Annotated in this window: 23 protein-coding genes; 11 read left to right on the top strand and 12 right to left on the bottom strand. The window is 60.0% G+C overall.

The genetic code is table 11. From position 1 onward, the window contains the following. Position 1: 1 nt before the first annotated feature. The 6 genes from IWX87_RS06620 to mfd all read right to left on the bottom strand — a co-directional run bounded on the left by IWX87_RS06620 (position 2) and on the right by mfd (position 12,164). Positions 2-1,846, bottom strand: a complete 1,845-nt coding sequence (locus IWX87_RS06620; protein WP_196862736.1) for an ABC transporter ATP-binding protein — start codon at positions 1,844-1,846, stop codon at positions 2-4. A gap of 39 nt (positions 1,847-1,885) precedes the next feature. Continuing rightward, positions 1,886-2,596: a phosphoserine phosphatase SerB gene (gene serB / locus IWX87_RS06615; protein ID WP_196862735.1), complete on the bottom strand. Its 711-nt coding sequence runs from the start codon at positions 2,594-2,596 to the stop codon at positions 1,886-1,888. A 79-nt stretch (positions 2,597-2,675) separates the two neighbouring features. Then, entirely contained in the window at positions 2,676-5,438 is a 2,763-nt protein-coding gene (locus IWX87_RS06610; RefSeq protein ID WP_196862734.1) for a DEAD/DEAH box helicase, read from the bottom strand. Beyond that, positions 5,435-7,483, bottom strand: coding sequence for a site-specific DNA-methyltransferase (locus IWX87_RS06605; RefSeq protein ID WP_196862733.1), 2,049 nt, complete (start codon positions 7,481-7,483; stop codon positions 5,435-5,437). The genes IWX87_RS06610 and IWX87_RS06605 overlap by 4 nt, the downstream gene beginning before the upstream one ends. Before the next feature lie 98 nt (positions 7,484-7,581). After that, on the bottom strand, positions 7,582-8,646 hold the full coding sequence (locus IWX87_RS06600) for a YhcG family protein (protein WP_370583791.1): 1,065 nt from the start codon (positions 8,644-8,646) through the stop codon (positions 7,582-7,584). A 26-nt stretch (positions 8,647-8,672) separates the two neighbouring features. Then, on the bottom strand, positions 8,673-12,164 hold the full coding sequence (mfd, locus tag IWX87_RS06595) for a transcription-repair coupling factor (protein ID WP_196862731.1): 3,492 nt from the start codon (positions 12,162-12,164) through the stop codon (positions 8,673-8,675). A gap of 33 nt (positions 12,165-12,197) precedes the next feature. On the opposite strand from mfd, the gene ispD reads away from it, so the two are divergent. Then, positions 12,198-12,932, top strand: a complete 735-nt coding sequence (gene ispD, locus IWX87_RS19600) for a 2-C-methyl-D-erythritol 4-phosphate cytidylyltransferase (protein ID WP_231374645.1) — start codon at positions 12,198-12,200, stop codon at positions 12,930-12,932. A gap of 48 nt (positions 12,933-12,980) precedes the next feature. Beyond that, on the top strand, positions 12,981-13,481 hold the full coding sequence (ispF, locus tag IWX87_RS19595; RefSeq protein ID WP_231374644.1) for a 2-C-methyl-D-erythritol 2,4-cyclodiphosphate synthase: 501 nt from the start codon (positions 12,981-12,983) through the stop codon (positions 13,479-13,481). Positions 13,482-13,560: 79 nt separating this feature from the next. Here ispF and IWX87_RS06585 read toward each other — a convergent pair whose 3' ends face one another. Both IWX87_RS06585 and ompR read right to left on the bottom strand, forming a co-directional pair. Then, positions 13,561-14,937, bottom strand: a complete 1,377-nt coding sequence (locus tag IWX87_RS06585; RefSeq protein WP_196862730.1) for an ATP-binding protein — start codon at positions 14,935-14,937, stop codon at positions 13,561-13,563. A gap of 150 nt (positions 14,938-15,087) precedes the next feature. Further along, entirely contained in the window at positions 15,088-15,825 is a 738-nt protein-coding gene (gene ompR, locus IWX87_RS06580; protein WP_196862729.1) for a two-component system response regulator OmpR, read from the bottom strand. 385 nt (positions 15,826-16,210) lie between these two features. On the opposite strand from ompR, the gene IWX87_RS06575 reads away from it, so the two are divergent. The 3 genes from IWX87_RS06575 to IWX87_RS06565 all read left to right on the top strand — a co-directional run bounded on the left by IWX87_RS06575 (position 16,211) and on the right by IWX87_RS06565 (position 18,835). Beyond that, the gene (locus tag IWX87_RS06575) at positions 16,211-16,939 is read left to right on the top strand and encodes an SIMPL domain-containing protein (protein WP_196862728.1); all 729 of its coding nucleotides are present in this window, start codon (positions 16,211-16,213) and stop codon (positions 16,937-16,939) included. 89 nt (positions 16,940-17,028) lie between these two features. Beyond that, positions 17,029-17,988, top strand: a complete 960-nt coding sequence (locus IWX87_RS06570; protein WP_196862727.1) for a diacylglycerol kinase family protein — start codon at positions 17,029-17,031, stop codon at positions 17,986-17,988. Between the two features lie 25 nt (positions 17,989-18,013). Then, positions 18,014-18,835, top strand: a complete 822-nt coding sequence (locus IWX87_RS06565) for a metallophosphoesterase (protein ID WP_196862726.1) — start codon at positions 18,014-18,016, stop codon at positions 18,833-18,835. A 13-nt stretch (positions 18,836-18,848) separates the two neighbouring features. Here IWX87_RS06565 and IWX87_RS06560 read toward each other — a convergent pair whose 3' ends face one another. Continuing rightward, the gene (locus IWX87_RS06560) at positions 18,849-19,292 is read right to left on the bottom strand and encodes a multidrug/biocide efflux PACE transporter (RefSeq protein ID WP_196862725.1); all 444 of its coding nucleotides are present in this window, start codon (positions 19,290-19,292) and stop codon (positions 18,849-18,851) included. A 343-nt stretch (positions 19,293-19,635) separates the two neighbouring features. Beyond that, entirely contained in the window at positions 19,636-19,860 is a 225-nt protein-coding gene (locus IWX87_RS06555; RefSeq protein WP_196862724.1) for a hypothetical protein, read from the bottom strand. A 74-nt stretch (positions 19,861-19,934) separates the two neighbouring features. Here IWX87_RS06555 and IWX87_RS06550 point away from each other — a divergent pair, with 74 nt between their 5' ends. Together IWX87_RS06550 and IWX87_RS06545 are read left to right on the top strand one after the other, a co-directional pair. Then, positions 19,935-21,701 (top strand): long-chain fatty acid--CoA ligase, encoded by a 1,767-nt coding sequence (locus tag IWX87_RS06550; RefSeq protein WP_231374643.1) that lies wholly within the window; start codon positions 19,935-19,937, stop codon positions 21,699-21,701. Positions 21,702-21,873: 172 nt separating this feature from the next. Beyond that, positions 21,874-22,800, top strand: coding sequence for an ion transporter (locus IWX87_RS06545; protein ID WP_196862722.1), 927 nt, complete (start codon positions 21,874-21,876; stop codon positions 22,798-22,800). Between the two features lie 5 nt (positions 22,801-22,805). Here the strand turns inward: IWX87_RS06545 and IWX87_RS06540 are convergent, their stop codons facing one another. Both IWX87_RS06540 and IWX87_RS06535 read right to left on the bottom strand, forming a co-directional pair. Continuing rightward, entirely contained in the window at positions 22,806-23,363 is a 558-nt protein-coding gene (locus tag IWX87_RS06540) for a YaeQ family protein (RefSeq protein ID WP_196862721.1), read from the bottom strand. A 113-nt stretch (positions 23,364-23,476) separates the two neighbouring features. Beyond that, positions 23,477-23,716: a hypothetical protein gene (locus IWX87_RS06535; RefSeq protein ID WP_196862720.1), complete on the bottom strand. Its 240-nt coding sequence runs from the start codon at positions 23,714-23,716 to the stop codon at positions 23,477-23,479. A 442-nt stretch (positions 23,717-24,158) separates the two neighbouring features. Between IWX87_RS06535 and IWX87_RS06530 the strand changes: the two genes are divergently transcribed. The 4 genes from IWX87_RS06530 (at position 24,159) to ppk2 (ending at position 26,343) form a co-directional block, all read left to right on the top strand. Next, complete coding sequence (locus IWX87_RS06530; RefSeq protein WP_196862918.1) at positions 24,159-24,440, top strand: DUF427 domain-containing protein; 282 nt, start codon at positions 24,159-24,161, stop codon at positions 24,438-24,440. 72 nt (positions 24,441-24,512) lie between these two features. Then, the gene (locus IWX87_RS06525) at positions 24,513-24,959 is read left to right on the top strand and encodes a universal stress protein (protein ID WP_196862719.1); all 447 of its coding nucleotides are present in this window, start codon (positions 24,513-24,515) and stop codon (positions 24,957-24,959) included. 24 nt (positions 24,960-24,983) lie between these two features. After that, the gene (locus IWX87_RS06520; RefSeq protein WP_196862718.1) at positions 24,984-25,223 is read left to right on the top strand and encodes a YdcH family protein; all 240 of its coding nucleotides are present in this window, start codon (positions 24,984-24,986) and stop codon (positions 25,221-25,223) included. A gap of 202 nt (positions 25,224-25,425) precedes the next feature. Then, the gene (gene ppk2 / locus IWX87_RS06515) at positions 25,426-26,343 is read left to right on the top strand and encodes a polyphosphate kinase 2 (RefSeq protein ID WP_196862717.1); all 918 of its coding nucleotides are present in this window, start codon (positions 25,426-25,428) and stop codon (positions 26,341-26,343) included. Positions 26,344-26,348: the final 5 nt, after the last annotated feature.

Genomic DNA, 26,348 nt, shown 5'->3' with positions numbered 1-26,348 from the left:
CCTATTCCTCGTCGGTCTCGTCAGGCAGAAAACCGCCGCTCTGGTGCGCCCACAGCCGCGCGTACACACCGCCCAGGGCCAGCAGTTCGCGGTGACTGCCTTCTTCCGCGATGCGGCCCTGGTCCAGCACGATCAATCGGTCCATCGCCGCAATGGTTGACAGGCGGTGCGCAATCGCAATCACGGTCTTGCCCTTCATCAGGGTGTTCAGGCTGGTCTGGATGGCAATTTCCACTTCGGAGTCCAGCGCGCTGGTGGCTTCGTCGAGCAGCAAGATGGGCGCGTCTTTCAGCATCACGCGGGCAATGGCCACGCGCTGGCGCTGGCCGCCCGACAGCTTCACGCCGCGCTCGCCGACATGCGCATCAAAGCCCGTACGCCCTTGCAGGTCTGTCAGGCCGGCAATAAAACCGTCGGCTTCGGCTTGCTGCGCCGCCAGCCGCATGGCGTCCTCGGTCGCGCCGGGCCGGCTGTAGGTGATGTTGTCGCGCACCGAGCGGTGCAGCAGCGACGTGTCTTGAGTGACCATGCCGATGTGGCTGCGCAGGCTGTCTTGCGTGACGTTCGCAATGTTCTGGCCATCGATCAAAATCCGCCCGGCCTCGACATCATGAAAGCGCAGCAACAGGTTGACCAGCGTGGATTTGCCCGCGCCCGAACGGCCAATCAAGCCGATTTTCTCGCCAGGCTTGACCGCCAGGTTAAGCTTTTCAATCACCCGCGTTCCCTGGCCGTAGCTGAAGCTCACGTCTTCAAAGCGCACTTCACCGTGCGGCACCGTGAGCACCCTGGCCTGGGCGGCGTCCTCGATCACGCGCGGCCGCGACAGCGTGTTGATGCCGTCCTGCACCGTGCCCACGCTTTCAAACAGGCTGGTCATTTCCCACATGATCCAGTGCGACATGCCCTGCAGCCGGAGCGCCATGGCGGTAGCCGCCGCCACCGCGCCAACCCCGACCTCGCCCAGCTGCCACAACCACAGCGACGTGCCAGCCATGCCGAGAATCAGGCCCATGCTCAGCGCATGGTTGACGACTTCAAACGCACTGACGAGCCGCATCTGGCTGTGGCCGGTGTCCATGAACTCCTGCATCGCCGAGCGGGCAAAGGCGGCTTCTCGGTGGGTGTGGGAAAACAGCTTGACGGTGGTGATGTTGGTGTAGGCGTCGGTGATGCGGCCGGTCATGAGCGAACGCGCATCGGCCTGCTGCTTGCCGACATGGCCCAGCCGGGGCACAAAGAAAAACAGAGAGCCGATATACAGCAGCAGCCAGACCAGAAACGGCAGCACCAGCTTGAGGTCAAATGCACCCGCCAGCACTGTCATGGTGGCGATGTAAATCACCATGGCCACCAGCACATCGGCCAGCACAAACAGCGTGTCGCGCACCGCCAGCGCCGTCTGCATGACCTTGGTGGTCAGGCGCCCGGCAAATTCGTCCTGGTAAAAGGCCATGCTCTGGCCCAGCATCAGGCGGTGAAAATTCCAGCGCAAACGCATCGGAAAATTGATGGCCAGCGTCTGGTGCTTGATGACGGTTTGCAGGGCCACCACCGCAATGCTGGCAACCACCAGGCCAGCCAGCACTTTCAGCGTCGTGCCCTGCTCGATCCACAGCCGGGCCGGTGGCGTGCGGCCCAGCCAGTCCACAATGCGGCCCATCATGGCGAACAGCAAAGCCTCAAAGGCGGCCAACAAGCCGGACAGCACAGCCATCCCCAAAATGAAGCCGCGTGCACCCTGGCTGCAAGCCCAGATAAAAGCAATGAAACCCTTGGGCGGCAGCGTTGGTTCTGCTTCGGGGTACGCGTGCAGCAGGCTTTCGAATTTTTGAAACAGGTTCATGAGGGAGCGTAGCCGTTCATCGAAGATCGCTTCATCGCTTCATCGCAGCAGCTCCAGCAGCCGGTCCAGCCCGCCTTCGTTGATCGCCACCATCGCCTGCTCGCGCACCTTGGGCTTGGCATGGTAGGCCACCGACAGGCCGGCTGCGCCCATCATGGGCAGGTCGTTGGCGCCGTCGCCCATGGCAATCGCCTGCAGCGGGTTGATACCCAGCACGCCGCAGGTTTCAAGCAGCGTGCGGCGCTTTTCCTCGCCGTCGCAGATGTCGCCCCACGGCTGATCGACCAGTCGGCCGGTCAGTATGCCGTTGTCGATTTCGAGCACGTTGGCGCGCAGGTAGTCGATGCCGAGCGTTTCTTGCACCCGGTCGGCAAAAAAGGTGAAGCCGCCGCTGACCAGCAACACCTTCATGCCGGCGGCCTTGCAGGCGTGCACCAATTCCGCCGCACCCGGGTTGAGCTTGAGGCGCTCGCGGTAAACCGATTCCATGCTGTTAACGCTCACGCCCTTGAGCAGCGCCACGCGCCGGCGCAGGCTGTCCTTGAAGTCGGTAATCTCGCCGCGCATGGCGGCTTCGGTGATGGCCGCCACTTCAGCCTTGCGGCCCACCGCGTCGGCAATCTCGTCGATGCATTCGATGTTGATGAGTGTCGAGTCCATGTCAAAGGCGATCAGCTTGAAGTCGCTGAGTTTGAGGTCGGGCGTGGCAATGTTGACAACTAGGCCGGGGGAGGGTTCGATGGGGTTCATGATTCTTGTTACTATGGTTTTGATAGCTGTTCGCGCAGATGGAGCGTGCACTAGCGGCCTATTTGATATTGAAAATATGTCAGGTAGCAGGCGCCGAGTCGCGCATCCATTGCCGCAGGCGCGCCAGGTTGTCAAAGTCCACCACTTCACCCAGGCTGCCGCTGTCGTCAACAATCTTGAAGCGCTGGGCGTCCTTGGTCAGAAACAAGACTTTCCCATAGGTGCTTGACTGGTGCTTGCCCTTGCGGCTGGCGTCCTTCACATCGTGCTTGGTCTCGACCAGGCGAATCAGCGGCTCGTCGTCCAGCTCATGCTGCAGGCAGACCACGAAGTCGGGGTAGAACATGTGGCGGCTGTCGCTGCGCATCAGCGCAATGCTGTAGGGCTTGCCCTGCGGGTTGCGATGCCACCAGGCAACAAAATCGGCCCGATCCAGCGACTGCGCAAAGGCCAGCTCCTGGGTGTTGAATTCAAACGTCGCATCCAGTCGCGCCGTTGAAAACACGTCGCCCGACGGCTGGCCGCCGGCATCCTGCGCAAATACATACGTTTCGTTTTTAAACAGAGGCTGGGCTTGCAGCGGCAACGCGCCGGCCGCCAGCGCCACGCTGTCGGTTTCGGGGAACAGCACGCCGTAAATATTTTTTCTCGATCGCGCCAAGGGTTTGCCGGCAGGCATCAAGAGTGCATCGGGCAGCGCCTGCGCCGGGGCTTCGCGCGCCTTGCTGGCCCATTGCGCCTGCAAGGCTTCCTGCAATTCGGGCAACTGCTTGTGAATCACCCAGCAGGCGGCGTCGCGCGCCTGGGTGCGCAGCACGCCGGACGGCGGGGCTGCTTCATGCTCGCGGTAGGCGTGGGCGCGCTCGATTTCGGGCAGCAGCCGCCGCGCCAGTTCACCAATAAGCTCGATGTGGTCCTGCTCTTCAAGCCCCATCTTTTCCAGCGCCGCCTGGGTGTGGTGCATCAGCGCCGTGCGGTCCGTCACGACCTGAACCCGGTCTTCACTGCTAACGCCCGTGAACAGTTCGGTGCGCACTTCCCATTCCGTCAGCAGGTTCAGCGCCGCGCGCGTGGCCATGCTTTTGACCTCTTCGGGCAACGGCAATGCACGCGCCGCCGCTTTAATGTCGAGTTCCAGCACGTCAAACACCGGCTTGGTTTCGGTGATGAACTGTCTGGGCGTCGCGCGCTGCGCCACCCGGTCCAGCCGGGGGTAGGCGCGCAGCCCGCAGGCGTCCAGCGCCTCCAGCAACTGGGCCTGGTTGGCTGGGGCGTTGCGCGTGGATGAGGGCCGGTTGCCGCTAACCGCCTCCATGAAGTCCAGCGCATCGAACTCGCCGCTTTGCGCCATGGCGCCGAACAGTTCGGGTGTCGTGCCAATGTCGGCCAGCGGCGGTGCGGCCACGACAGCCGAGTCACCCGGCAGCGGCGCGGCGGGCACTACCGGCGCTTGCACCGTGCCATCCAATCCCAGCGTGGCCAGCAAGCCCATGTCATAACCCAGCGGCGGCTGGTTGGTGGCGTGGTTGCTCAAGGCAATGCCGCCGTGCGCGGTGCGCCGCACCACCAGTTCCTCGATCTGGCCTTCGAGCTGCGAGATCACCGCTTGCGTCGAAGCCGCTGCTTCTGCAAAACCCGTCTGCGCCTGTTCGTTAGCCAGAAAAACATAGGCCGTGTCCAGTTCCGGTGGCGCGGTGTAGGGCACTGGAAAAGCCCTCTGCAATTCAGCCGGCACCCGCATCACGCGGCCGATGAACTGCATTGCAAAGTCTTCATCGCTCACGTTTTTCGTCGAAGCCAGCACAAAGGCACGCGGCGCGTCAAAGCCCGTGCCCGCCGACTGCTTGAACACCAGCACCTCAATACGCGTGTCCACCGCAATTGCCGCCATCATCACCGGGTCGGGCTCGTCGGCCGAGTGCATGCCAATCGCCTCCGGGGCAATGCCTAACTGCTGCGTCAAAAATGCAAAGGCCTCCCGAATCGCGTCCTCCCCATTGGCCACCTGCACCAGCATCAGCGGCACCGTGGCCAGGCCCCGGTTTTTCAGCATCCGGCCGATGTGCTGGTTGCGCAGCCAGGCGCGGCGCAGCACCGTCAGTTTCAGGTCGGTGACGCCTTGCATCGACTCGCTCATGGGGTAGATCACGGTTTCCAGCCAGGGCTTGTTCAGCCGCTCGGCCACCACGTCGGCGCGGCTGACGCTGAAAGCCTTGAAGGCGATGTTGCCCGCGCTGGCGATGAATGCGTTGAGCCGCGCATCCTTGGGCGTGGCGCTGGCCATAAGCAAATAGTCGGCCTTGAGCCATTTCACAAACTTGCCGAACTCGGTGGCGCTGTCCAGCGCAATGTGCACCTCGTCCACCACCAGGCCAATTTCCAGCCCGCGCGCCCGGGCCAGTTCAAGGTAGGTGGCCAGGCTGCGCCGGTCGTCGTCGCTTTTGTCGGTGTAGCCGGCCTTGTGCGACTTGGCGCTGGCCACGCCCTGCAAGGTGGACACCAGCACCTGGCCTGCTTCGGGCGCTTCGTTTTGCGCCATGGACAGGTGTTTGGCAATCAAGCCGGTCTCGGTGGTCTGGTTGTCCAGCGTGTCCACGGTTTGCGCCACCAGGTTGACGTAAGGCACAAACCACAGCCACAGCACGGGCGTTGCCTGGGAGATGTTGGCCAGAATCCGGGTCAGCACGAAGGTCTTGCCCGACCCCGTGGGGCTGCGCAGCAGGCAGGGCGGGCGCGGCTGGCGGTCCAGGGCGTCGCACACGTTCTTGATGATCTGCGCCTGAAAGGATTTGGGAACCAGCCCGGCGGACTGCGGGGCGGTGATGGGGGCGAGGGCGCTCATGAGCTGGCGCTTTCTGAAGGGGTTGCGGAAGGATTTTCAGTGCCATTTAGGTCTGTTGCGCTTGCTGCGTCTGCGTGAGCAGCTATTGAATCCGTAGCGTCTGGCGGCAAGGCGACCGGCTTGCGCCGCGCCAGTGGGCTTTGCTGGCCGTGCAGCAGCGCTTGCGCCAGCGACAGGCTTTCGACCTCGCGGCCCAGCGCCTGGAAGTGCTCGCGCACCGTGGCCGGGCGCGCCGAATAGACCCGCAACTGGCGGCACGGCAGGGCGGCCAGCACGTCGAGCGTGGCGCGGGTCAGCGTGTGGCACAGCACCGTGAGCGCGCCGTTGCCGGTGTTTTGTACCAGCACCTTCACGCCCCGGTCGGTGGCAGGCACGGGCCGGGCCACTTGTCCCAGACGCAGCGTGAGCAACTGGAATGCATGCGCGCAACTGGAATCAAATGGTGCATCGCCGGGCGCGAGTTTGTCGAGTTGCAGATAGGCAAAGCTGTTGCCCGCCAGCGCCGCGTCGGATTCGATGACCTTGCGGATGCGCGCCGCGCAGACGTCGCGGCAGACATTTTTGTTTGGCTCTTTGACGGTTGCTTCCGTGCTGGAACAAAGAATGAACTTTCGATTGCCGCCGTCCAGCGCATTGAGCGCTAGCACCGCATGGCCCGTGGTTCCCGTGCCAGCAAAAAAATCTAAAACGGTGTCGTCGGCTCGACTGGCTTGGTTTAACAGACCAAAAAGTATCGACAAGGGCTTTGGGTAAGGGAAATCTTTGTTGCCCAAAAGCGCTTTGACTTGAGAGGTTCCCTCGCCCGTCGCGCCGACTGTCAAGCTGACTACGTTGTCGTCTTCGTCTTCCTCTGTGAGTGTCTGCGCTGCAGCGTGCAGCCAAGATGAAAGCGGCGTCACTTCGCGAAGCAAATGCTGGCGAAACCGTTTATAGCGTGGTTTGCCATAACCAATCTTTCGTCCTATCCAGCTTTCTAGTGGTTCGATGTAAGTCAAAAGTCGCGCAACTTTGGCATCACTTTCAGCCGCCTTAGTCAGTTGTTTGAGTTCAAGGTAAATCTTCAGCTGCTTTGGGGCCGTGCCCTGCTTGATAGCTTTCAAAATCTCGTCAGCACTCGCATAACTTACGGTTTTGTCGTTGCCGGGCCAAAGGATGCGTTTCTCCGCAAGAATAGTTTCAATTGGGTCTGATTGAAGCTTTTTCTTGAGCGGTCTGGATATCGAAGAAAAGCGCCACACGCTGTCTGGGTCGCAGGCATACCAAGTGTTGGTTTCCACGTTGTGAATCGGGTAGTAAGCCTCGGGTCTCTGCTTGGCGTTATGCGCCTTTACGAGGTTGTCGTTTTGCCATTCACCGCGCGGGTCGTTGTCGGGGTTGCTATAGGCCGATTCGTCGCGGCCTTCACCTTTGAACTCAAAACCTGTATTTGCATACACCAGTACATGCTCGTGGTTGTCCGAGAGGAGTGCACCCTTGGTGTCATTACCGCCTGAGCGCACCCTCCAGACAAAACTGCCAACCCGCCGTCCCGGAAACACCTCGTCCATCAGCAACTCCAGCCGCGCCCGGTTTTCGTCGTTGATGCTGACCATGATCACGCCGTCCTGCGTCAGCAAATCCTTGGCCAGCAGCAGTCGCTGGTACAAAAATTCGAGCCACTGGCTGTGCCGCCAGCGGTCGTTTGCGCCGACATAACGGTCGTTGTAGACCCAGTCCTTGTTGCCGGTGTTGTAGGGCGGGTCGATGTAGATCACGCGGATTTTGTCAGCGTGCGTGCTTTTGAGCAGGCGCAAACTGTCGAAGTTGTCGCCCTCAATGATCAGGTTGGGCGTGCCGCTGCCTTCAACCTGATCGAGCCCGTGGGAAAAATCCGGCACCAGACGGGGCAGCACGATGTCGGCGTTCAGCGCCGCATCGCGGGCAATGGCGCTGCTTTCCCAGTACAACCCGAGTTTTTGCTTCGTCAAATGTTCGGTCAGCAGGCGGCGCAGTTGCGGGGCGCTCAGGTTTTCCAGGCTTTTCAGCAGGTCGTCGGGAATGCTCATGGCGGATGGTTGCTCTTGTTTTTATAGCTTCTAGTGCCCGTATGGCGTGCGCTAGAACCCTATTTTCTATAAATTTCAGGTTTTAAGCCTGGCTGCCGTCACGCCTCGCCGTCTTCACCGCTTGCTGCCCAGCCTTGCAAGCGCGCAGCAATTTGCTCAGGACTGGGCAGATCGTTGCGGTAACTGACGGGCAACTGCGGTGTGACGGTATAGGTGGCAATGCCCAGCGGCCGCGTCATGGTGCGCAGGGCGTATTCGACCATCGTCTTGGTTTTACTGCGGCAAATGACGATGCCAATCGGCGGGTTTTCGCCTTCCAGTCGGTGCTGCTGATCCAGCGTGTCAAGGTAAAACTCAATCTGTCCCTTGTGCTCGGGCTTGAAGTCGCCAATTTTCAGCTCAATAGCGACCAGGCAGCGCAGGCGGCGGTGAAACAGCAGCAGATCGATGAAGTATTCCTTGCCATCCACTTCCAGCCGGTACTGGTTGCCAACAAAGGTGAAGGCACCGCCCATTTCGCTCAAAAAGCCGCGCAGGTTGCGCACCAGCGCTTGCTCCAACTCCCGCTCGGAGTGTTCTTCAGCCAGCCCCAAAAAGTCGAAAGTGTAGTGATCTTTCACCGCCAACAGAGCTTGGGCCTTGATGGTGTCCGGCACGGCGGCGTCAAAGTTGGTTTGTCCGTTCAGGTATTGGGCGTAGCTGTGGTTGTCGATCTGGTGCCGCAGCACGTTGGTGGTCCAGCCGAAGCGGGCGGTCGCGCGCAGATAAAACTCACGCTCGAGATCGCCCTTGCAACGCGCCATGACCAGCAGATTTTTCGCCCAGCTGATTTCTCCAATCAACGATTGGAGTTTTGGCTTGTCACTGTATTCGTTGAAAAACTGGCGCATCAACCAGAGGTTTTGCGCTGAAAATCCGTTGCGTCCCGGAAACTCGACCTGCAGGTCACGCGCCAGATTTTCCACCACGCCTTTGCCCCAGCCCAGTGCGGCTTGGCGCTGGCTGATGTTTTCACCCAGCCACCAATACAGCGCCAGAAGTTCTCGATTGGCCGCGCGTAAAGCCTGAAATTGCCGCTGCCGAATCTGCGACTTGATTTCTACAAGAAAGTCGCCGTAACCTGGCGCTTGCGCTGACAAGCTGGACGAGTCGACAGCTTGCACAACTGCCAGATTTTTTTCCTCCGCATTCATAGCGCCAGCATGGCCTCTTCTTTTTGCGGCTGTCCCAGACTGCGCAGCACATCGCGCACCATTTGCGCCCGGTCTTTGGCGTCGGGCAGGGCGCGCTCGATGCGCAGCTTGTCGTTGCCAGCCAGCTTGATGTGCTTGTTTTTCTGGATCAGGTGGATGATGGCCATGGCGTCAATGGGGGGGTCTTTCTTGAAGGTGATGGTGATGGCGGCAGGCGATGCATCGACCTTGACCACGCCGTAGGGCTTGGCAATCACGCGCAGGCGGTGCACGTCGATCAGCGTCTGGGCCTGCGCGGGCAGCTTGCCGAATCGGTCGACGATTTCTTCCAGCAACGCGTCGATCTGCTCGGTCTTTTTGGCCGTGGCGAGCTTTTTGTAGAACGACAGGCGCAAATGCACGTCGCCGCAAAAGTCGTTTGGCAGCAACGCCGGGGCATGCAGGTTGATCTCGGTCGTGGCGCCGAGCGGCGACAGCAAGTCTGGTTCGTGGCCTGCCTTCAGGGACGCCACCGCTTCGCTCAGCATCTCGTTGTAGAGCTGAAAGCCGATTTCCAGCATGTTGCCGCTCTGGTTTTCGCCCAGCACTTCGCCGGTGCCACGAATTTCCAGGTCGTGCATCGCCAGGTAAAAGCCCGAGCCAAGTTCTTCCATCTGCTGAATCGCGTCCAGCCGCTGACTGGCTTGCTTGGTCAGGCCTTCAAGATCCGGCACCATCAAATAGGCATAGGCCTGGTGGTGGCTTCGGCCGACGCGGCCGCGCAACTGGTGCAACTGCGCCAGGCCGAACTTGTCGGCGCGGCTCATCAAGATGGTGTTGGCGCTGGGCACGTCAATGCCGGTTTCGATGATGGTCGAGCACAGCAGCACATTGAAGCGCTGGGCCACGAAGTCCTTCATCACGCGTTCCAGTTCGCGCTCGGGCATCTGGCCATGGGCGACGGCAATGCGCGCTTCGGGCAGCAGCAACTCAAGCTTCTCGCGGCGGTTTTGAATCGTGTCGACTTCGTTGTGCAGGAAATAAACCTGGCCGCCGCGCTTCAACTCGCGCAGCACGGCCTCGCGGATCACGCCGTTGCCTTCGGTGCGCACAAAGGTCTTGATCGCGAGCCGGCGTTGCGGGGCGGTCGCAATCACGCTTAAATCCCTCAAGCCTTCAAGCGCCATGCCCAACGTTCGCGGAATTGGCGTGGCGGTCAGCGTGAGCACATCGATCTCGGCGCGCATGGCTTTCATGGCCTCTTTGTGGCGCACGCCAAAACGGTGTTCCTCGTCAATGATGAGCAAGCCCAGTTGCTTGAACTTCACGTCCTGGCTTAGCAGCTTGTGCGTGCCGACGACAATATCGACCGTGCCTTCTGCCAGGCCCTTGATGGCGGCGGTGATTTCCTTGGCCGAACGGAATCGGCTCATTTCGGCGACCCGGACCGGCCACTTGGCAAAGCGGTCCACCAGCGTCTGGTAATGCTGCTCGGCCAGCAGCGTGGTCGGGGCGAGCAAGGCGACCTGCTTGCCGCCGGTGATGGCAATGAAGGCGGCGCGCAACGCCACTTCGGTTTTGCCGAAACCCACGTCGCCGCAAACCAGCCGGTCCATCGGGCGCGGGCTGATCATGTCCTGGATCACGGCGTGGATCGCAGCGCGCTGGTCGGGGGTTTCGTCAAAGCCGAAGTCGTTGGCAAAAACCTCGTAGTCGCCCGGCGAATAACGAAAGGCGTGGCCTTCGCGCGCGGCGCGGCGGGCATAGATGTTGAGCAGTTCGGCGGCGGAATCGCGGATTTGCTCGGCGGCCTTGCGCTTGGCTTTTTCCCACTGGCCGCTGCCCAGCCGGTGCAATGGCGCTTCTTCGGCACTGACGCCGGTGTAGCGGCTGATTTGGTGCAACTGGCTGACCGGCACGTACAGCGTGGCCTTGTCGGCATATTCCAGATGCAAAAATTCCTGCACCGCAGGGGATCCGTCCGAATTTTTCTCGCCCAGGTCCAGGTTGATCAATCCCTGGTAGCGGCCAATGCCGTGGGCGCTGTGCACCACCGGGTCGCCGATGCGAAGTTCGGACAAGTCCTTGATCAGCGCTTCGACGTCGCTGACCTGCTCCTGCCGTTTGTTGCGCCGGCGTGTTGTGGGGCCTGCGGCGAACAGCTCGGTCTCGGTGACGAAATCAATGCTTTCTTCAAGCCAGCTGAAACCGGTGTTCAGCGCGGCGGTGGCAATGCCGATCTTCTCGCTACTCGTCTGGAAGTCTTCGAGCGAATCGAAGGCCGGTGGGCTGAGGTTGCTTGCGCGCAGAAAATCAAGCAGGCTTTCGCGCCGGCCGGCGCTTTCGGCCAGCACCAGCACGCGATGGGCGGTGTTTTTGGCGTGGCGCTTGAGGCCGGCCAGCGGGTCTTCGGCGCCGCGCACCACGGCCATTTCACTGAGCTTTTGAATCTGCGCGTTGTCGGCAACGTCTTCAACCGTGCCGCGCAACGCCAACTGCGGATAGTCATTGGCGCGCGAATAAAACTGCTCGGCGCTTAAAAACAGCGACTCGGGCGGCAGTGCGGGGCGGTCGGGCGCGTCTTTCACCAGCCGGTAGCGGTCCTTGGTGTCTTGCCAGAAGCGCTGAAAGGCCGGCTCCAGGTCGCCGTGCAGCACCACCGTGGCATTTTTGCCAAGGTAGTCGAACACGGTGGCGGTTTCTTCGAAAAAAAGCGGAAGGTAATACTCGATGCCTGCCGTGGCGACGCCGTTGCCCATGTCCTTGTAGATGCGGCTCTTGGTCGGGTCGCCCTCCAGCAGTTCGCGCCAGCGGTTGCGGAATTTGGCGCGCGCATCGTTGTCCATCGGAAACTCGCGGCCCGGCAGCAGTCGCACTTCGGGCACCGGGTACAGGCTGCGCTGGGTGTCAGGGTCAAAGGTGCGGATGCTGTCGATCTCGTCGTCGAACAGATCGACCCGGTAGGGCACCAGCGAGCCCATCGGGAATAAATCAATCAGCCCGCCGCGCACCGCGTATTCGCCGGGGCTGACGACCTGGGTGACGTGGCTGTAGCCGGCCAGCGTGAGCTGCCCTTTGAGCTTGGCTTCGTCGAGCTTTTGCTTGACCTTGAACTCAAAGGTGTAGCCGGCCAGAAAGCTGGGCGGCGCCAGGCGGTACAGCGCCGTGGTGGCCGGCACGATGACCACGTCGGCGCCAGTGTCCTTGTTGCGCTGCTGGATGCGCCAGAGCGTGGCCAGCCGTTCGCTGATCAAATCCTGGTGCGGCGAAAACGCGTCGTAAGGCAGGGTTTCCCAGTCGGGAAACAGCGCGCAGCGCAGATCAGGCGCAAAAAACGCCATCTCGTCCATCAGGCGCTGGGCGGTGGCGGCGTCCGAGGTGACGATGGCGGTGAGCTTGCCAGCCGCTTTTTCGCGTTGCCCGAGGCGGGCCAGCAGCAGGGCATCGGCAGAACCAATGGGTTGGGGCAGGGTGTAGCGTTTGCCGGTCACGAGTGAAGGAAGGTGCATCGCCCCGATTTTAGAATCTATGATGAAGTAATGATGACAAGCGCAGCCGAAAACCGTTCCAGCACCCGTTTTTTCGCATTGATTCCCTGTGCTGGCCAGGGCAGCCGGGCCGGCACTTCACTTTCAGGCCAAGCCAAGCAATACCAGAAAATTGCCGGCCTGCCGATGGTGCTGCACACGCTGGCGGCGTTCCGTCAGGTCGTGCGGCTGGCGCAAACACTGGTGGTGGTGGCACCTGGCGACTGTTTTTTGGATTCCATGGCCGAGGCGGGTTTCGACGTGTCAGCCTGCGGTGGCGCCAGCCGCGCCGACAGTGTGCGCCAAGGATTGGAGGCGCTGCTTAAAGGCGGGGCTGAAGCGCACGACTGGGTACTCGTACACGACGCCGCGCGCTGCCTGGTGACGCCAGGCCAGATCAACCAGCTGATTGACGCCTGCCAGCACGATGCCGTCGGTGGCCTGCTGGCACACAAGCTGCCGGACACACTGAAAAGCGAAGGCACGCTCGAACGCAAGGGCCGAGTCGCCGCCACGCTGGACCGCAGCGACAAATGGCTGGCGCAAACGCCACAGATGTTTCGCATCGGCCTGTTGATGCAGGCGCTTGCGCTGGCTGGCGCATCGGTCACCGACGAGTCCAGCGCCATCGAAATGCTGGGCCTGGCCCCCCGGCTGGTGGCCGGCAGCGCGCAGAACTTCAAGGTGACGTACCCGGAAGACTTTGCACTGGCCGAAGCAATCTTGTTGAACCGCAGCCAATCGGTCTGACTGCTGCCGCGTTTCCCCGACACTCTTGACCCCACGAAAGCCCAATCCATGAATTCCGACCCCATTGAGCCGCTTACTCCGTTCCGCATCGGCGAAGGCTGGGACACGCACGCGCTGGTGCCCGGCCGCAAACTCATCCTGGGCGGTGTTGAGGTACCCCACACGCTGGGCCTGCTCGGCCATTCGGACGCTGATGTGCTGCTGCACGCCATCATCGATGCGTTGCTGGGTGCGGCGGGAATGGGCGACATCGGCAGCCATTTCCCTGACACTGATGCCCGCTACAAGGGCGCCGACTCGATCGTCCTGCTGCGCGAGACCGGGCGCATGCTGGCTGAACGCGGCCTGCGCATCGGCAATATTGACAGCACCATCATTGCGCAGTCGCCCAAACTGGCATCACATATTCCGGCGATGCGCTTGCGTATTGCGCAGGCACTGGGAATGCCGCAAGACCGGATGAACGTAAAGGCCAAGACCGCCGAAAAGCTGGGTCCTGTAGGCCAAGGCCTGAGCCTGGAAGCACGCGCTGTAGCGCTACTTTATTGATAGCTGTAAATACTTGTGCAGATTGCGGAAAAGCCTTTTTTACTATAAATTCAGCCAGGCCTGAAGGTTCGGTCTGTGCTTAACCCCGGCGCAGCTTGATATGCGCTGCCAGGCCGCCGGAGCCGGTGTTGGACAAGCTGAACAGACCCCCCATGCGGAGCACGGTTTTTTCGGCTATCGCCAGCCCCAAACCTGCGCCGGTGGCCTCGGTACGGGCAACATCGCCCCTGAAAAATGGATTGGTAAGCCGGGACAACACATCAGATGCCACGCCATTGCCATGGTCGCGGATTTTCAGCAGCACCCAGGCCTCGCTGATGCGGGCAGAGATGTCCACATGCGCCATGCCGGTGTCGCTGCTCCTGCCATAACGCCTTGAATTTTCCAACAGGTTGGCAATCACCCGCGACAGATCAACCTTGTCGGCCAGCACCCGCGTGTTTTCCGGAATGCTGACGGAAACGTTCATGTCCGGGTAATCGGCCACCGAATACAGCGATTGCGCAATCACATCATTGAGCACGATAGGCTCCAGATGGGCCGGTTCAGGCCGGGCGTAATCGAGAAATTTGTCGATGATGGCATCGAGCTGGGCAATGTCTGCCACCATGTGCTGGCGCGCGTCAGGGTCAGACACACTCATTTCGGTTTCCAGACGAAGCCGTGCCAGCGGGGTACGCAAGTCATGCGAAATGCCTGCCAGCATCACCACCCGGTCCTGCTCGATTTTGGACAATTGCGCGGCCATTCGGTTAAAGCCAATATTGACCTCCCGGACCTCGCTGGTTGCCACCTGCTCATCGAGCCGGCTGGCATCGAAATCGCCATCGCGCATCCGGCTGGCTGCAAAAGACAGTTGTTTGAGCGGCTGGTTGATCAAGCGCGCAATCACTGCCGCACCGGCCATCGACAAGGCCGCCGCCGTGACCAGCCAGATCGCCCAGGTGCTGGTGCGCGACGGTCCCAATTGGGAAGGATCGGTCAGCAGCCAATACGCTTGGTTATCAATGGAAAAGCCGATCCACAAACCTTCCTTTTTGTTCATGGCACCGGCTACCACTGTGCCAGTGCCAAGACGCCGGGTCAGTTCATTGGCAATCCTCTCACCGAATTCATCACTGATGTAAGGCTCGAAAGCGTCCTTCGGACTGCGCGCCATGATGCGGACATGCTCTTCCTCTGCCAGTGTCTTGATCAATAAGCCGCGACCAATCGGATCGGTATAGCGCAGCGCCACACGGGCCGTATTGACCAGGGTAGCCAGTTGCTGTGCACTTTGAATTGCCCGAGGCCCGGTTTCGAGGGCACGGAATGTCTGTACCCAGGCAATGATCGAGCCGAACAGCAGCAATGCCAGATAGAAAAAAGTCCGCCAAAACAGGTTGATTCGTCGGCGCGGGCGAGCTTCCAGCGGTGCAGGTTCGGTTTCAAGCAGGGACGGACGAGAAGTTTGCATGGCAAAGGGGGGAGCGTCATCGGAGTTCAGACTGAACCGTGAACCCGGCACGGCGCGCTGGCTGGAGATTAGACGATTATCACTCGACCAGCACGCTTGATCTGACCCTCCGCAGACCAAGACCGGAATTCAAATGAAGGCGGATGGAGTTCAGTTGTTGCCGTCCGGCACGAACACGTAGCCGATTCCCCAGACGGTCTGGATGTAGCGCGGGACCGCAGCATCGGTTTCAATCAACTTGCGCAGGCGCGACACCTGCACATCCAGACTGCGGTCAAAAGGCTCAAATTCCCGTCCGCGTGCCAGTTGCGCCAGTTTTTCACGCGACAGCGGCTGACGCGGATGGCGTACCAGGGTCTTGAGCATGGCAAATTCGCCGGTGGTCAAAGGCAGTTCCTCGCCATTTTTCTGCAGCGTGCGCAGGCTCATGTCGAAGGAAAACGGACCGAAGGTGATGACTTCCTGGTCGTTCGACGGCGCGCCAGGCACTTCAGCGGTCGGCCTGCGGCGCAGCACGGCGTGGATACGGGCGAGCAGTTCGCGCGGGTTGAAAGGCTTTGCCAGGTAGTCGTCAGCGCCGACTTCCAGTCCAACGATGCGGTCCACATCCTCGCCTTTGGCTGTCAGCATGATGATGGGCGTGCGGTCATTGGCCGCGCGCAGGCGACGGCAGATCGACAGGCCGTCTTCGCCCGGCATCATCAGGTCGAGAACGATCAGGTCTACCGCGTCGCGCAGCATGATGCGGTTCAGCGCCTTGCTATCCTCTGCCAATATCACGTCAAAACCCTCTTGGGCCAGGTAGCGGCGCAACAGGTCGCGAATTCGTGCGTCGTCATCAAGAATGAGGATTTTGTCGGCGCGAGCATTGGATTGGGCTTGAAGCATGATGGTCTTTTAATTTGTAACAGAGGCCATTTTGAGGGCGGAAAAAAACGAATATCTCTTTTTTTAATCAATTAAACTTTTTATTACTAATATTTCTATTTATATCATTTAAGCCGTCGGGGCCCATGATGGTGGTTTCTTTGTGGCCAATGTTTCTTTTTTAGAGGCAGAAATGGGGGTGTTTAGCGTTGACAGTAGCATTTTGAAAGGGGCTGCAGGGTCGAGCAGCCTACCGGGTTTCAGTGGGTTTATGCTGGATGGTTGCACGCACAAGGGCCGCCAGGCAGCGACATGCTGTTTGGCTTCCTGTGGGTTTGGGTCTTCACCACAGACTTGCCTTCAATGACTCGAACGTGTTTTTTAACTTTGTGAAAGGCAGACGAATATGCTGAATGCTACTAAATCAATAGCGGCTTGTGCATTGGCAGTATGCGCAACTGGCGCATTTGCTCAAAATTTGTCAAATGAGACACTGAAAAACGTGGCTCAGCTTTCTGCCAGCGGTTCGGTTGAGGTGCAGCAGGATTTGTTGTCGATTTCGCTGACCACCAGCCGTGATGGACTGGATGCTGGCTCCGTCCAGACGCAACTCAGGCAGGCGCTTGAGGCCGCGCTGACGCAGGCCAGGCAATCTGCATCACCCGGACAGATGGACGTGCGCACTGGCAATTTCAGCCTGTACCCGCGCTACGGCAAGGACGGCAAGATCAACGGTTGGCAAGGCTCCACCGAACTGGTGCTAGAGGGCAAGGATTTTCCGCGCATCACCGCCGCAGCAGGCAAGATACAGACACTGAGCATGGGCGGCGTCAGCTTTGCCTTGAGCCGTGAACAACGCGCCCGGGTCGAAGGCGAGGCGCAGGCACAGGCGATTGAGCGATTCAAGGCGAAGGCGAGCGAAGTATCCAGCGCTTTTGGCTTTGGTGGCTATGCCCTGCGCGAGGTCTCGATCAACACCAACGACCAAAGTCCAATGCCGCGCATGCGTGCCATGACCATGAGTGCCAAGTCCGAAATGGCCGATGCGCCGGTGCCGGTCGAGGCGGGAAAGAGCACAGTGCTGGTCAATATCTCGGGATCCGTGCAGATGCTGGCTTCACCAGCCCGGCCTTGATCGTGGCACACAAAGGCAAGCTTCAGGACCTGCTTGAAAAGCGGATTTTGCTGACAGCGTGAGCACTATCGCCGGTTTATTCTTCCGGCATGACCGACCCCCAGGAAATTGCCCGCCACGGCCCGCTTTTCATCGTCTTCAACGCAGGCTCGGGCCGTCGGGACGCCGAGGAGGAAATGCAGACCATCAGCCGCGTGCTTCAAGAGGGCGGTCGCGAATTTGAATTCATGCGGTGCGAAGGCAGCGAGTCGATTGACACACTGGCCAGGCGCGCCGTGGACCAGGCCAAGGCCCGCCACGGTGTGGTGGTGGCCGCAGGCGGCGACGGCACCATCAATGCCGTTGCCAATGCGGTGCTCGGCAGCGGTTGCCCTTTTGGCGTGATTCCCCAGGGCACCTTCAATTATTTCGGTCGGGACAATGCAATTTCTCAAGACAGCAGCGAAGCCGCCCGTGTCCTGCTCCGAGGCCGCGTTTTGCCGGTCCAGGCTGGCAAGGTCAATGGCCGGTTGTTTCTGGTCAATGCCAGCGTGGGCCTTTATCCCAAGCTGCTGGAGGACCGCGAAGCCTGGAAGCAGCAGTTCGGGCGCAGCCGCTTTGTGGCCTTGGTCTCCGGCATTGCGACGCTACTGCAGGCCCGTGGCCAGTTGAACTTGCGCATTGAATCGGCGGGCAAGGCCACGTCCTTGCGCACACCCACGCTGTTCGTCGGCAACAACCGTCTGCAACTTGTCCAGGCTGGCATTGATGCGCAGCAAGCCGAAGCTGTGAGGCAGGGACAAATGGCTGCGGTGGCGGTTCGACCAATTGGCGCGCTGGCCTTGTTTGGCCTGTTGCTGCGCGGCGTTCTCGGGCGGCTTGGGGAGGCGGAGAACATCCGCAGCTTCACTTTTCGCCGCCTGACGGTGACGCCGCGCCGGATGAAACGCATCAAGGTGGCCACTGATGGAGAAATCGTCTGGATGCAGTCGCCGCTGGTTTTTGAAGTGGCGCCTGAGCCTTTGCTGCTGCTGGTGCCCTTGCCGCAAGACGAGGCGGAGATTGAATGAGCGATGACCTGAGCCGGGCTGACGCATGAGCAGCGTGCTGCAAATTTCCGATCCGCATTTCGGTACCGTTCAGCCGGCCGTGATGCATGCACTGGCGCAACTGGCCAGTGAACAGCGGCCCGATGTGCTGGTGCTGTCTGGAGACATCACGCAACGCGCCAAAGCGTTGCAGTTTGCCGAAGCATGTGCCTTTTGCGACAGCCTGGCAATTCCGCAGTGGCTGGTCATACCCGGAAATCACGATATTCCATTGCTCAACCTCTACCAACGCTTCTTCACCCCGTATGCGCACTTTCGCCAGGCGTTTGGCCCGGTGGTCGAGCCGGTGTTGTCCACACCCTGGCTGCATGTCGTCGGCGTGAAGACGACGCGCCGCTGGCGGCACAAGAACGGCCAGGTATCAGGCGCGCAAATTGAGCGGGTGGTGGCCGAACTGAACCGTTCCGTGCCGGGGCAGTTGCGCATCGTCGTGGTCCACCAGCCGGTCCATGTCATGCACGTCGAGGACCAGCATGACCGCCTGCGCGGCTGGGAACCTGCCGTGCGCGCATGGTCAAGGGCAGGCGCCGATATCGTCATGGGCGGGCATATTCACCTGCCTTCACTGTGCGATCTGTCAGCGCGCCTTGATGGGCTGGAGCGTCGGCTCTGGTGCGTTCAGGCGGGCACTGCGCTTTCCAGTCGGGTGCGTGCCGGAATACCCAATTCGGTCAATCTGTTGCGCTGTCATGGTCCTGGCGAGCAACCGTCCTGCCGCGTGGAGCGCTGGGATTTCCAGGTTGCCCGCGGCTGTTTTGAGTGCGTCGAGTCCAGCGAACTACCACTTGGACGCATTGTCAGGGGCTGATGCGCTGCGAGGCTCAGGCCTGGGCGCGCCGGATTTTTCGGGCAATGAAGCGTGCCCGCAGGACGTCATACGTCCAGTTGAAGAAAAACGTATACGGCAGGAAGAACAACGCAATGCCGATGTCCAGCATGAAAGCCTGCCACAGGCCAATGCCAAGCCACCACGCAGCCAGCGGCACAATGGCCAGCAGCAGTCCGATTTCAAAAAGAACGGCATGAGCGACGCGTGCTGCTACCGTCTTTTCGAAACCCATGCGACTCTGGGCTCGGTCGAACAGCAGGTTGAACAGCATGTTCCAGCTCATGGCAATCAGCGAAATCATCAGCGTCAGCCACCCGATGTACACCAGTGGGTAGTCCAGCAGCCAGGCCCCGAGTGGCGCGCAAATGGCAATAGCAAGGGCTTCGAACATAAAAGCCTGGAAAAAACGTTCATTGACTGACTTGACGGGATGCATGGGAGGGTGCTCTGGATTCAAGGAAAAGCGGGATGAGCATGAAGCGCTGGACGAACGCTTATTTTGGCTGATCCGGACACGACGCCTGAAATGCTTCAGCTGGTCGGATTTCATTCCCGAGTTTGATTTCGTTTTCAAATGCTTTGAAGATTTTGTGTTAGGCCCAAAACGTGCCAATGCATGTCAAGTCACCGCGAGGGCACACTGGATTTGTCTGGAGACAGCACCACTTAAAAAAATAGCCACTGGTTAAAAACAAGTCGCTTCATCGATTCGGAGGCGAAGCGGCGACGGTTCCTGAAAGAGAGTTGATTAGAAGTTTTTTTGCGGTACAGCTGTTTTGTCAGGCGGACGCATTTTTAACCAACAGCTTGGCCGGGCCAGTGGCGACGGGTTCGATGGCGGCCCGCTTGAGGGAATACAACGTTTCATTCATGGTTTGCAGGCGAATGATTTCGTCGTGGCCAAAGTTGTTCATCCCGCTTGGAAGCAGCGCATTGGCCGTTGCATGGTTTGACAGCCCCAGCGCCAAGGCAGCGTCACGCAGGCGACAAAAAGCGCGGTGCATCAGCAGCTACCCGAATGCGGATAAAACGCACTCGGGTTAGCCTGTGCGGACTTTCTTCTGCCTGGAGCACTGCCTTGACCCGTCCTTCGACTGCCGATCAAACGGTATCCGGCGCGCCTGCACGCCACGACCTGCATTACCCGTTCTGGCCCAAGCGCCTGCCACGCAGCATCACGCCGCCGCAAACCTCGCTGTGGCACAACCTGGCGGTCAGCGCGCTGCGCTTTCCGGACAAGCCCGCGCTGGTGTTCTTCGACCAGTCGCTGAGCTATGCCGCTGTGATGCAGCAGGCCGAGCGACTGGCCGCCACGCTGCATCGGCTCGGCGTCCGCAAAGGTGACCGCGTGCTGCTCAACCTGCAAAATTGCCCGCAATGGGTGGTGGCGCATTTCGCCATCCTGCGGATCGATGCGGTGGTGGTGCCGGTGAACCCGATGAACCGCGCCGAGGAACTCAAGCACTACATCACCGACCCGGACGTCAAGGTCGCCATCACCGCCGCCGACCTGGCGCCCGAACTCGCCAAAGCCAGCGACTCGCTGCCGCCGGCCGTCCGTCTGGCGCACCTGATCGTGACGCATTACAGCGACGCCTTTGAGGGCAGGGCGGGCACCCCCGACGACAACGCCATGCCGCAATCCTGGCGCGACTGGCTGGGCAGCCGGCACGAGTTGCCGGTGTTGCAAGACGGCTCAGTGCTGGTCTGGACCGATGCACTGGCCGCCAGCGACATCAGCTACCTGCCCGAACACACCAGCGCGCCGCAGGACCTGGCTGTGCTGCCTTACACCAGCGGCACCACCGGCCTGCCCAAAGGCTGCATGCACACCCATGCCAGCCTGATGCACAACGCGGTCGGCAGTTGCCTGTGGGGCAACAGCACCTCTGAAAATGTCGTGCTGTCGGTGGTGCCAATGTTCCATATCACCGGCATGGTGTCGGTGATGCATGCGTCAATCTACGGCGGCGCCACGCTGGTCATCATGCCGCGCTGGGACCGCGAGCTGGCCGGCCGGCTGATTTCAACCTGGCGCGTGACGCACTGGACCAACATCCCGACCATGGTGATCGACCTGCTGGCCAGCCCGAACTTTGCCGCTTTTGATTTGAGCAGCCTGGTGTATATCGGCGGCGGCGGCGCGGCCATGCCGCAGGCGGTGGCGCAGCGGCTGTGGGAGCAGTACGGCCTGCGCTTTGCCGAAGGTTACGGCCTCACCGAAACCGCTGCGCCTTCGCACAGCAACCCGCCCGACGCCACCAAGCAGCAATGCCTGGGTGTTCCATTTATAAGCACCGAATCACGCGTCATCGACCCGCTTACGCTGGAGGAAATGCCGCAGGGCGAGCAGGGCGAAATCATCATGAGCGGGCCGCAGAATTTTTCGGGCTACTGGAAGCAGCCCGGTGCCACAGAGGCCGCCTTCATCGAACGCGACGGCAAGCGTTTCTTTCGCTCCGGCGACCTGGGGCATGTGGACGCCGAGGGTTACTTCTTCATCACCGACCGGCTCAAACGCATGATCAACGCGTCGGGTTTCAAAGTTTGGCCTGCCGAGGTGGAAGCGCTGATGTTCAGGCATCCGGCGATTCAGGAGGCCTGCATCATTTCCACCCGCGACGCCTACCGGGGCGAGTCCGTCAAGGCTGTCGTGGTGCTGCGCGAAAAGTTCAAGGGCCAGGTCAGCGAAGACGAGATCATCCACTGGTGCAAAGACCATATGGCCGCGTACAAGTACCCGCGTGTTGTCCAGTTCGTCGATGTATTGCCCAAGAGCGGCTCGGGCAAGGTGATGTGGCGCGCGCTGCAGGAAGCCGAAGGCGGTCAGCCTTCAGAATCCTGAGAGTTGAATGAAAAATGGCTTTTGCGCAAGGCAGGCAAGCGCAAGAAGCTATAAATAAAGGAGCGTTCATCGATGGGATGGCAAGGGCGCTGACTGGCCTCAAGTTTCGTCGCAACGTTCTGGCTGGGTTATCCTGCCGGTCTTCTGAATCAAAACAAAGACGCTTGACCGCATGAAGCCATCTGCCACCACGCGTCCGGTTCCTGCGCTAGAAAAGCCCCTGCAAGGCTGGCGCCTGCGCTGGTACACCATCATTTTCGAGGCCGACACCCGCGCCGGACGCATTTTTGACCAGACGTTGATCGGCGTCATTTTGCTTAGCATCGGCGTGGTCATGGCCGACAGTGTGCAGGCGATTCACCAAGTCCATGGCCGGACTTTAATGTGGCTGGAATGGATTTTCACCCTGCTGTTCACCGCCGAATACCTGGCGCGCCTGCTGTGTGTTCGCAGGCCGATGCAATATGCCACCAGCTTTTATGGCGTGATCGACCTGATTGCCGTGCTGCCGACTTACCTCGCGCTGTTTGTTCCCGGTCTGCATGCGCTGATCGATGTGCGCGTGCTGCGGCTGCTGCGCGTGTTCCGGGTGTTCAAGCTGACCGCCTATGTGGCCGAATACCAGTCACTGGCGCGGGCGCTGAGTTCAAGCCGGCGCAAGATCATGGTTTTTTTGTCAGCAGTGCTGATGCTGGTGCTGATCATGGGCACGGTGATGTATGTGGTTGAAGGCCCGACCAACGGTTTCACCAGCATTCCCACCTCGGTCTACTGGGCCATCAGCACCGTGACGACCGTCGGCTTTGGCGACATCACGCCCAAGACCGACCTGGGGCGGCTGATTTCTTCCTTCATGATGCTGCTTGGCTGGGGCACGCTGGCCGTGCCGACCGGCATCGTGACAGCGGAAATGGCGGCCCACCGGGGCGGAATCCTGTTTCCGGTCACCACCCGCACCTGCCACGAATGCCTCACCGAGGGCCATGCGGCCAATGCCGATTTCTGCTTTCATTGCGGCGCCCGGCTGCCGGCCTACAAGGCCGAGGAACAGGAGAAAAAAGACGGGCTGCAGGCAGAGCGGCCGCGCGAGTCCCGTTAGCCGGTCTAGCCGCCGGCCGTCAGGCGGCGCGGGGTGATTTCCACCGACTCGCTGCCGGTGCTCATCCACACCGTGCCATCCTGGATCGTGATTTGCAGTTGCATGCCACGTTCGGCCAGTTTGGCCAGCGCCTGGCTTTGCGTTGCCTCAACCTGCCAGACGACCAGATTGGCCGCACGGGTCAGCTTGCTTTCAATGCCTTTCCACCAGACCGGCGTGCTGCTGGAAAAGCTGATCACCGTGACGCGTTCGGCCCGGCCGGCGGCGCGCATCAGGCGCTTTTCGTCGGGCTGGCCGACATCGATCCAGTGCAGCACCGCATCGGTGTAATCCTTGTGCCAGAGCGCCGGTTCGTCCACATCCCACAGGTCCTTGGCGAATTCGAGGTTGCCGCGCTTGTCGTCGCCCTGCACGTTGAGCGCGAACGCCAGCAGGCGGATCATCATGCGTTCGTCGGTTTCGGACGGATGGCGGGCAATGATGACGTTGTGGTCGCCATAAATGCCGCGGTCCATGTCGGCGATCTGCAATTGGGCTTTATGAATGGTGGCTTTGATGGCCATGGGAATCGTTCTCGGGTGGCAATGCCCGGCTGCCTGACAGCCAACCGGGCGTGTTTGCGTTAAACCGCCTATTGGAACAGCCTTTTGGCCGGCCCTTGTTGCATGGAGAGCGATCAGATCAGCCTGGAATAGGCCGCTGTGGTCTGCTGGGTCAGGTAGCTGTCGAACACCATGCTGCTGGCGCGAACAAACATGCGGCCCTTGGGCGTGATCCGTATCGCCTGCGGGTCGATGGTGATCAGGCCGGCTTCTTCACACTGCCTGAGCAGCAGCAGTTCCTGCGCGAAATAGCGATGGAAGTCGATGCCGTGGGCGCGGTTGACGGCCTCGAACTCTACCGGCGCGCTGCACAAGGTGGCTTTGGCAAGACTGTTCGCTGAATCCGGCGTGGAACCGGTCTGCGGTCGGGTAAGAGGTGTAGCGCGGCTCGAGTGTGTCGAACCTGCGGATCAATCCTCAGACAGTTCAATATCGGGCGCGGGAGAGGTCATGCAAAAGCCAGGCAAAAAAGGACGGGATAAAGTTTGTTGCAAACTGGAGGGCCTTTTTCATGGGCGCCGGCTGCCTCAAAGTGGTAATTCCGTCAGGCGGACAAGGCGGACAAGGCGGATAAGGCGGTAAATATTTTTACAGACAAGCAATAATTGTCTGCATCAATCACCTTATCCTACGCTGCACCAGCCTCCTGGCTGTTACAAATGCGCTATCTGCCTAACAAACTCCATGCTGGCGGCAGGCAAAATGAATGCTGCCAGTGCCAGCAAAACCTCAATCGAACATCTGGAAGAAAAAGACATGAAGGCTATCTGGAATGACGCAGTCATTGCGCAAAGCGACAACACCGTGGTGCTTGAAGGCAACCATTATTTTCCCGAAGACTCGCTCAACCGTGACCATGTGACGTTCAGCAACCACCACACCATGTGCTCCTGGAAAGGGCAGGCGAGCTATTACTCGCTGCTGGTCAATGGTGAAATGAACACCGATTGCGCCTGGTATTACCCCGATCCCAAGCCAGAGGCAGACAATATCCGCGGGCACGTCGCTTTCTGGAAAGGCGTGCGGATTGAGCCCTGATCAGGCGCAACGCAAACCCCTGCGCATCGCGCCAGGCCACTTAACTGTTTTGCAAGTCGCGGAGCTGGCCTTATGTTCAAGCATATTCTTGTTCCTGTAGACGGCTCGCCGGTTGCCCATCACGCGGTCAACAAGGCGAGGGCCATTGCGTGTGCATTCAGGAGTTCAGTGACGCTGATCCATGTCATCGACCCCTATGCCTTAACCGGCAACGGTGCTGTTGTTTCCTCTGACCCGTCCGACTATTTGCGGGCTGCCACGGTGCAGGCAAACGAAGCCATCGGCGCGGCGCGGCAGGTTTTTGAAGCCCAGGGCATGCTGGTCAATGGTTCGGTGGTCGAAGGCCATTCGGTTTACCAGGCCATCTTGCAGGCAGCCGAAACACTGGAGGCCGACCTGGTGGTGATGGGCTCGCACGGCCACCGGAGCATGGAAAAACTGGTGCTTGGCAGCGTCACGGCGCAGGTGTTGTCGCATGCCCACCTGCCGGTGCTGGTGGTGCGCAATGAAGGCGCCTGAATTTTTGTTGTTAAAGGAGTTGAGATGGAATTGTTGAACCACGATCTGGCGCATGAGTTTCCTGAATACCTTGAAAAAATGAACCAGCTCAAGGCTTCAGACGCGCATTTTTCAAGCCTTTGCGAGCATTACGCTGCCGACAATCAAGCCATTACCCAACATGAGCAGGGCAAACTGCCGATTGCCGATGAAGTGCTGGAAGTGTTGAAGAAAAAACGGCTTGAGCGCAAGGACGAGATTTACCAGATCCTGAAATCCGAGTGACATGCTGACGACCTTTTTTCAAGCATAAAATTGATTTAGCGCACGATGGATAAGAATACAGTGCTATTTTAAAAGTAGCAATTCAGCACTTTCATCACGCTGCCTTTACTTTCCGTGCAAGCGGGTTAAGCTTTTCATCAAACTGAAACATTGCATTGCTACGCTGCCAGGTTCAACCAACTCGCAGTGTCAGGAACGCACCATGAATTCAATTGACGAAGAGGTGATGCGGCGGATCCGCCACGACCTGATCGACAGCTACGACGAAGAGCTGGAGATGGAGCTTGAGGACCAGACCGTTGCCCAGTTGACTGGCGAAGCAACCGACACTCCAGGCGCGCAGGACCGGGAGCGACGCCGCCAGTATTTTCGCGAACTGTTTCGCCTTCAGGGCGAGCTGGTCAAGCTGCAGGACTGGGTAATTGCCACCGGCCACAAAGTGGTAATCCTGTTTGAAGGGCGCGATGCAGCCGGCAAGGGCGGCGTCATCAAGCGCATCACACAGCGCCTGAACCCCCGCGTTTGCCGTGTGGCAGCGCTGCCCGCACCCAGTGACCGCGAGCGCAGCCAGTGGTACTTTCAACGTTATGTGGCGCATTTGCCGGCGGCCGGTGAAATGGTGCTCTTTGACCGCAGCTGGTACAACCGCGCCGGCGTTGAGCGGGTGATGGGCTTTTGCACTGACGCGCAGTACGAGGAATTTTTCCGCACCGTGCCGGATTTTGAAAAGATGCTGGTTCGCTCGGGGGTGCAGATCATCAAGTACTGGTTTTCAATTTCCGACGACGAACAGAATCTGCGCTTCCTGGGCCGTATCCACGACCCGCTCAAGCAATGGAAACTCAGCCCGATGGACCTGGAGTCGCGCCGCCGCTGGGAGGAATACACCCGCGCCAAGGAAGTCATGCTGCAGCGCACGCACATTCCCGAGGCGCCATGGTGGGTGGTGCAGGCCGACGACAAGAAAAAAGCCCGGCTGAACTGCATTCACCATCTGCTGGCGCAAATGCCCTACCAGGAAACAGAGCATCCGCCCGTGGTGCTGCCCGAGCGGGTTCGCCATGACGACTATGTGCGCCAGCCGGTGCCGCTGGACATCGTCGTTCCCGAAGTGTATTGACTGGT

This window comes from Polaromonas sp. CG_9.7 (assembly GCF_015752205.1).
GTDB lineage: Bacteria > Pseudomonadota > Gammaproteobacteria > Burkholderiales > Burkholderiaceae_C > Polaromonas.
Note: the sequence above shows the minus strand (reverse complement) of the source record. Positions and strands in the feature narration are given on the sequence as shown.

Coding starts and splice junctions, on each gene's coding strand:
- IWX87_RS06620 (WP_196862736.1), bottom strand. CDS start 1,846: ATGAACCTGTTTCAAAAATTCGAAAGCCTGCTGCACGCGTACCCCGAA.
- serB (WP_196862735.1), bottom strand. CDS start 2,596: ATGAACCCCATCGAACCCTCCCCCGGCCTAGTTGTCAACATTGCCACG.
- IWX87_RS06610 (WP_196862734.1), bottom strand. CDS start 5,438: ATGAGCGCCCTCGCCCCCATCACCGCCCCGCAGTCCGCCGGGCTGGTT.
- IWX87_RS06605 (WP_196862733.1), bottom strand. CDS start 7,483: ATGAGCATTCCCGACGACCTGCTGAAAAGCCTGGAAAACCTGAGCGCC.
- mfd (WP_196862731.1), bottom strand. CDS start 12,164: ATGCACCTTCCTTCACTCGTGACCGGCAAACGCTACACCCTGCCCCAA.
- ispD (WP_231374645.1), top strand. CDS start 12,198: ATGACAAGCGCAGCCGAAAACCGTTCCAGCACCCGTTTTTTCGCATTG.
- ispF (WP_231374644.1), top strand. CDS start 12,981: ATGAATTCCGACCCCATTGAGCCGCTTACTCCGTTCCGCATCGGCGAA.
- IWX87_RS06585 (WP_196862730.1), bottom strand. CDS start 14,937: ATGCAAACTTCTCGTCCGTCCCTGCTTGAAACCGAACCTGCACCGCTG.
- ompR (WP_196862729.1), bottom strand. CDS start 15,825: ATGCTTCAAGCCCAATCCAATGCTCGCGCCGACAAAATCCTCATTCTT.
- IWX87_RS06575 (WP_196862728.1), top strand. CDS start 16,211: ATGCTGAATGCTACTAAATCAATAGCGGCTTGTGCATTGGCAGTATGC.
- IWX87_RS06570 (WP_196862727.1), top strand. CDS start 17,029: ATGACCGACCCCCAGGAAATTGCCCGCCACGGCCCGCTTTTCATCGTC.
- IWX87_RS06565 (WP_196862726.1), top strand. CDS start 18,014: ATGAGCAGCGTGCTGCAAATTTCCGATCCGCATTTCGGTACCGTTCAG.
- IWX87_RS06560 (WP_196862725.1), bottom strand. CDS start 19,292: ATGCATCCCGTCAAGTCAGTCAATGAACGTTTTTTCCAGGCTTTTATG.
- IWX87_RS06555 (WP_196862724.1), bottom strand. CDS start 19,860: ATGCACCGCGCTTTTTGTCGCCTGCGTGACGCTGCCTTGGCGCTGGGG.
- IWX87_RS06545 (WP_196862722.1), top strand. CDS start 21,874: ATGAAGCCATCTGCCACCACGCGTCCGGTTCCTGCGCTAGAAAAGCCC.
- IWX87_RS06540 (WP_196862721.1), bottom strand. CDS start 23,363: ATGGCCATCAAAGCCACCATTCATAAAGCCCAATTGCAGATCGCCGAC.
- IWX87_RS06530 (WP_196862918.1), top strand. CDS start 24,159: ATGAAGGCTATCTGGAATGACGCAGTCATTGCGCAAAGCGACAACACC.
- IWX87_RS06525 (WP_196862719.1), top strand. CDS start 24,513: ATGTTCAAGCATATTCTTGTTCCTGTAGACGGCTCGCCGGTTGCCCAT.
- IWX87_RS06520 (WP_196862718.1), top strand. CDS start 24,984: ATGGAATTGTTGAACCACGATCTGGCGCATGAGTTTCCTGAATACCTT.
- ppk2 (WP_196862717.1), top strand. CDS start 25,426: ATGAATTCAATTGACGAAGAGGTGATGCGGCGGATCCGCCACGACCTG.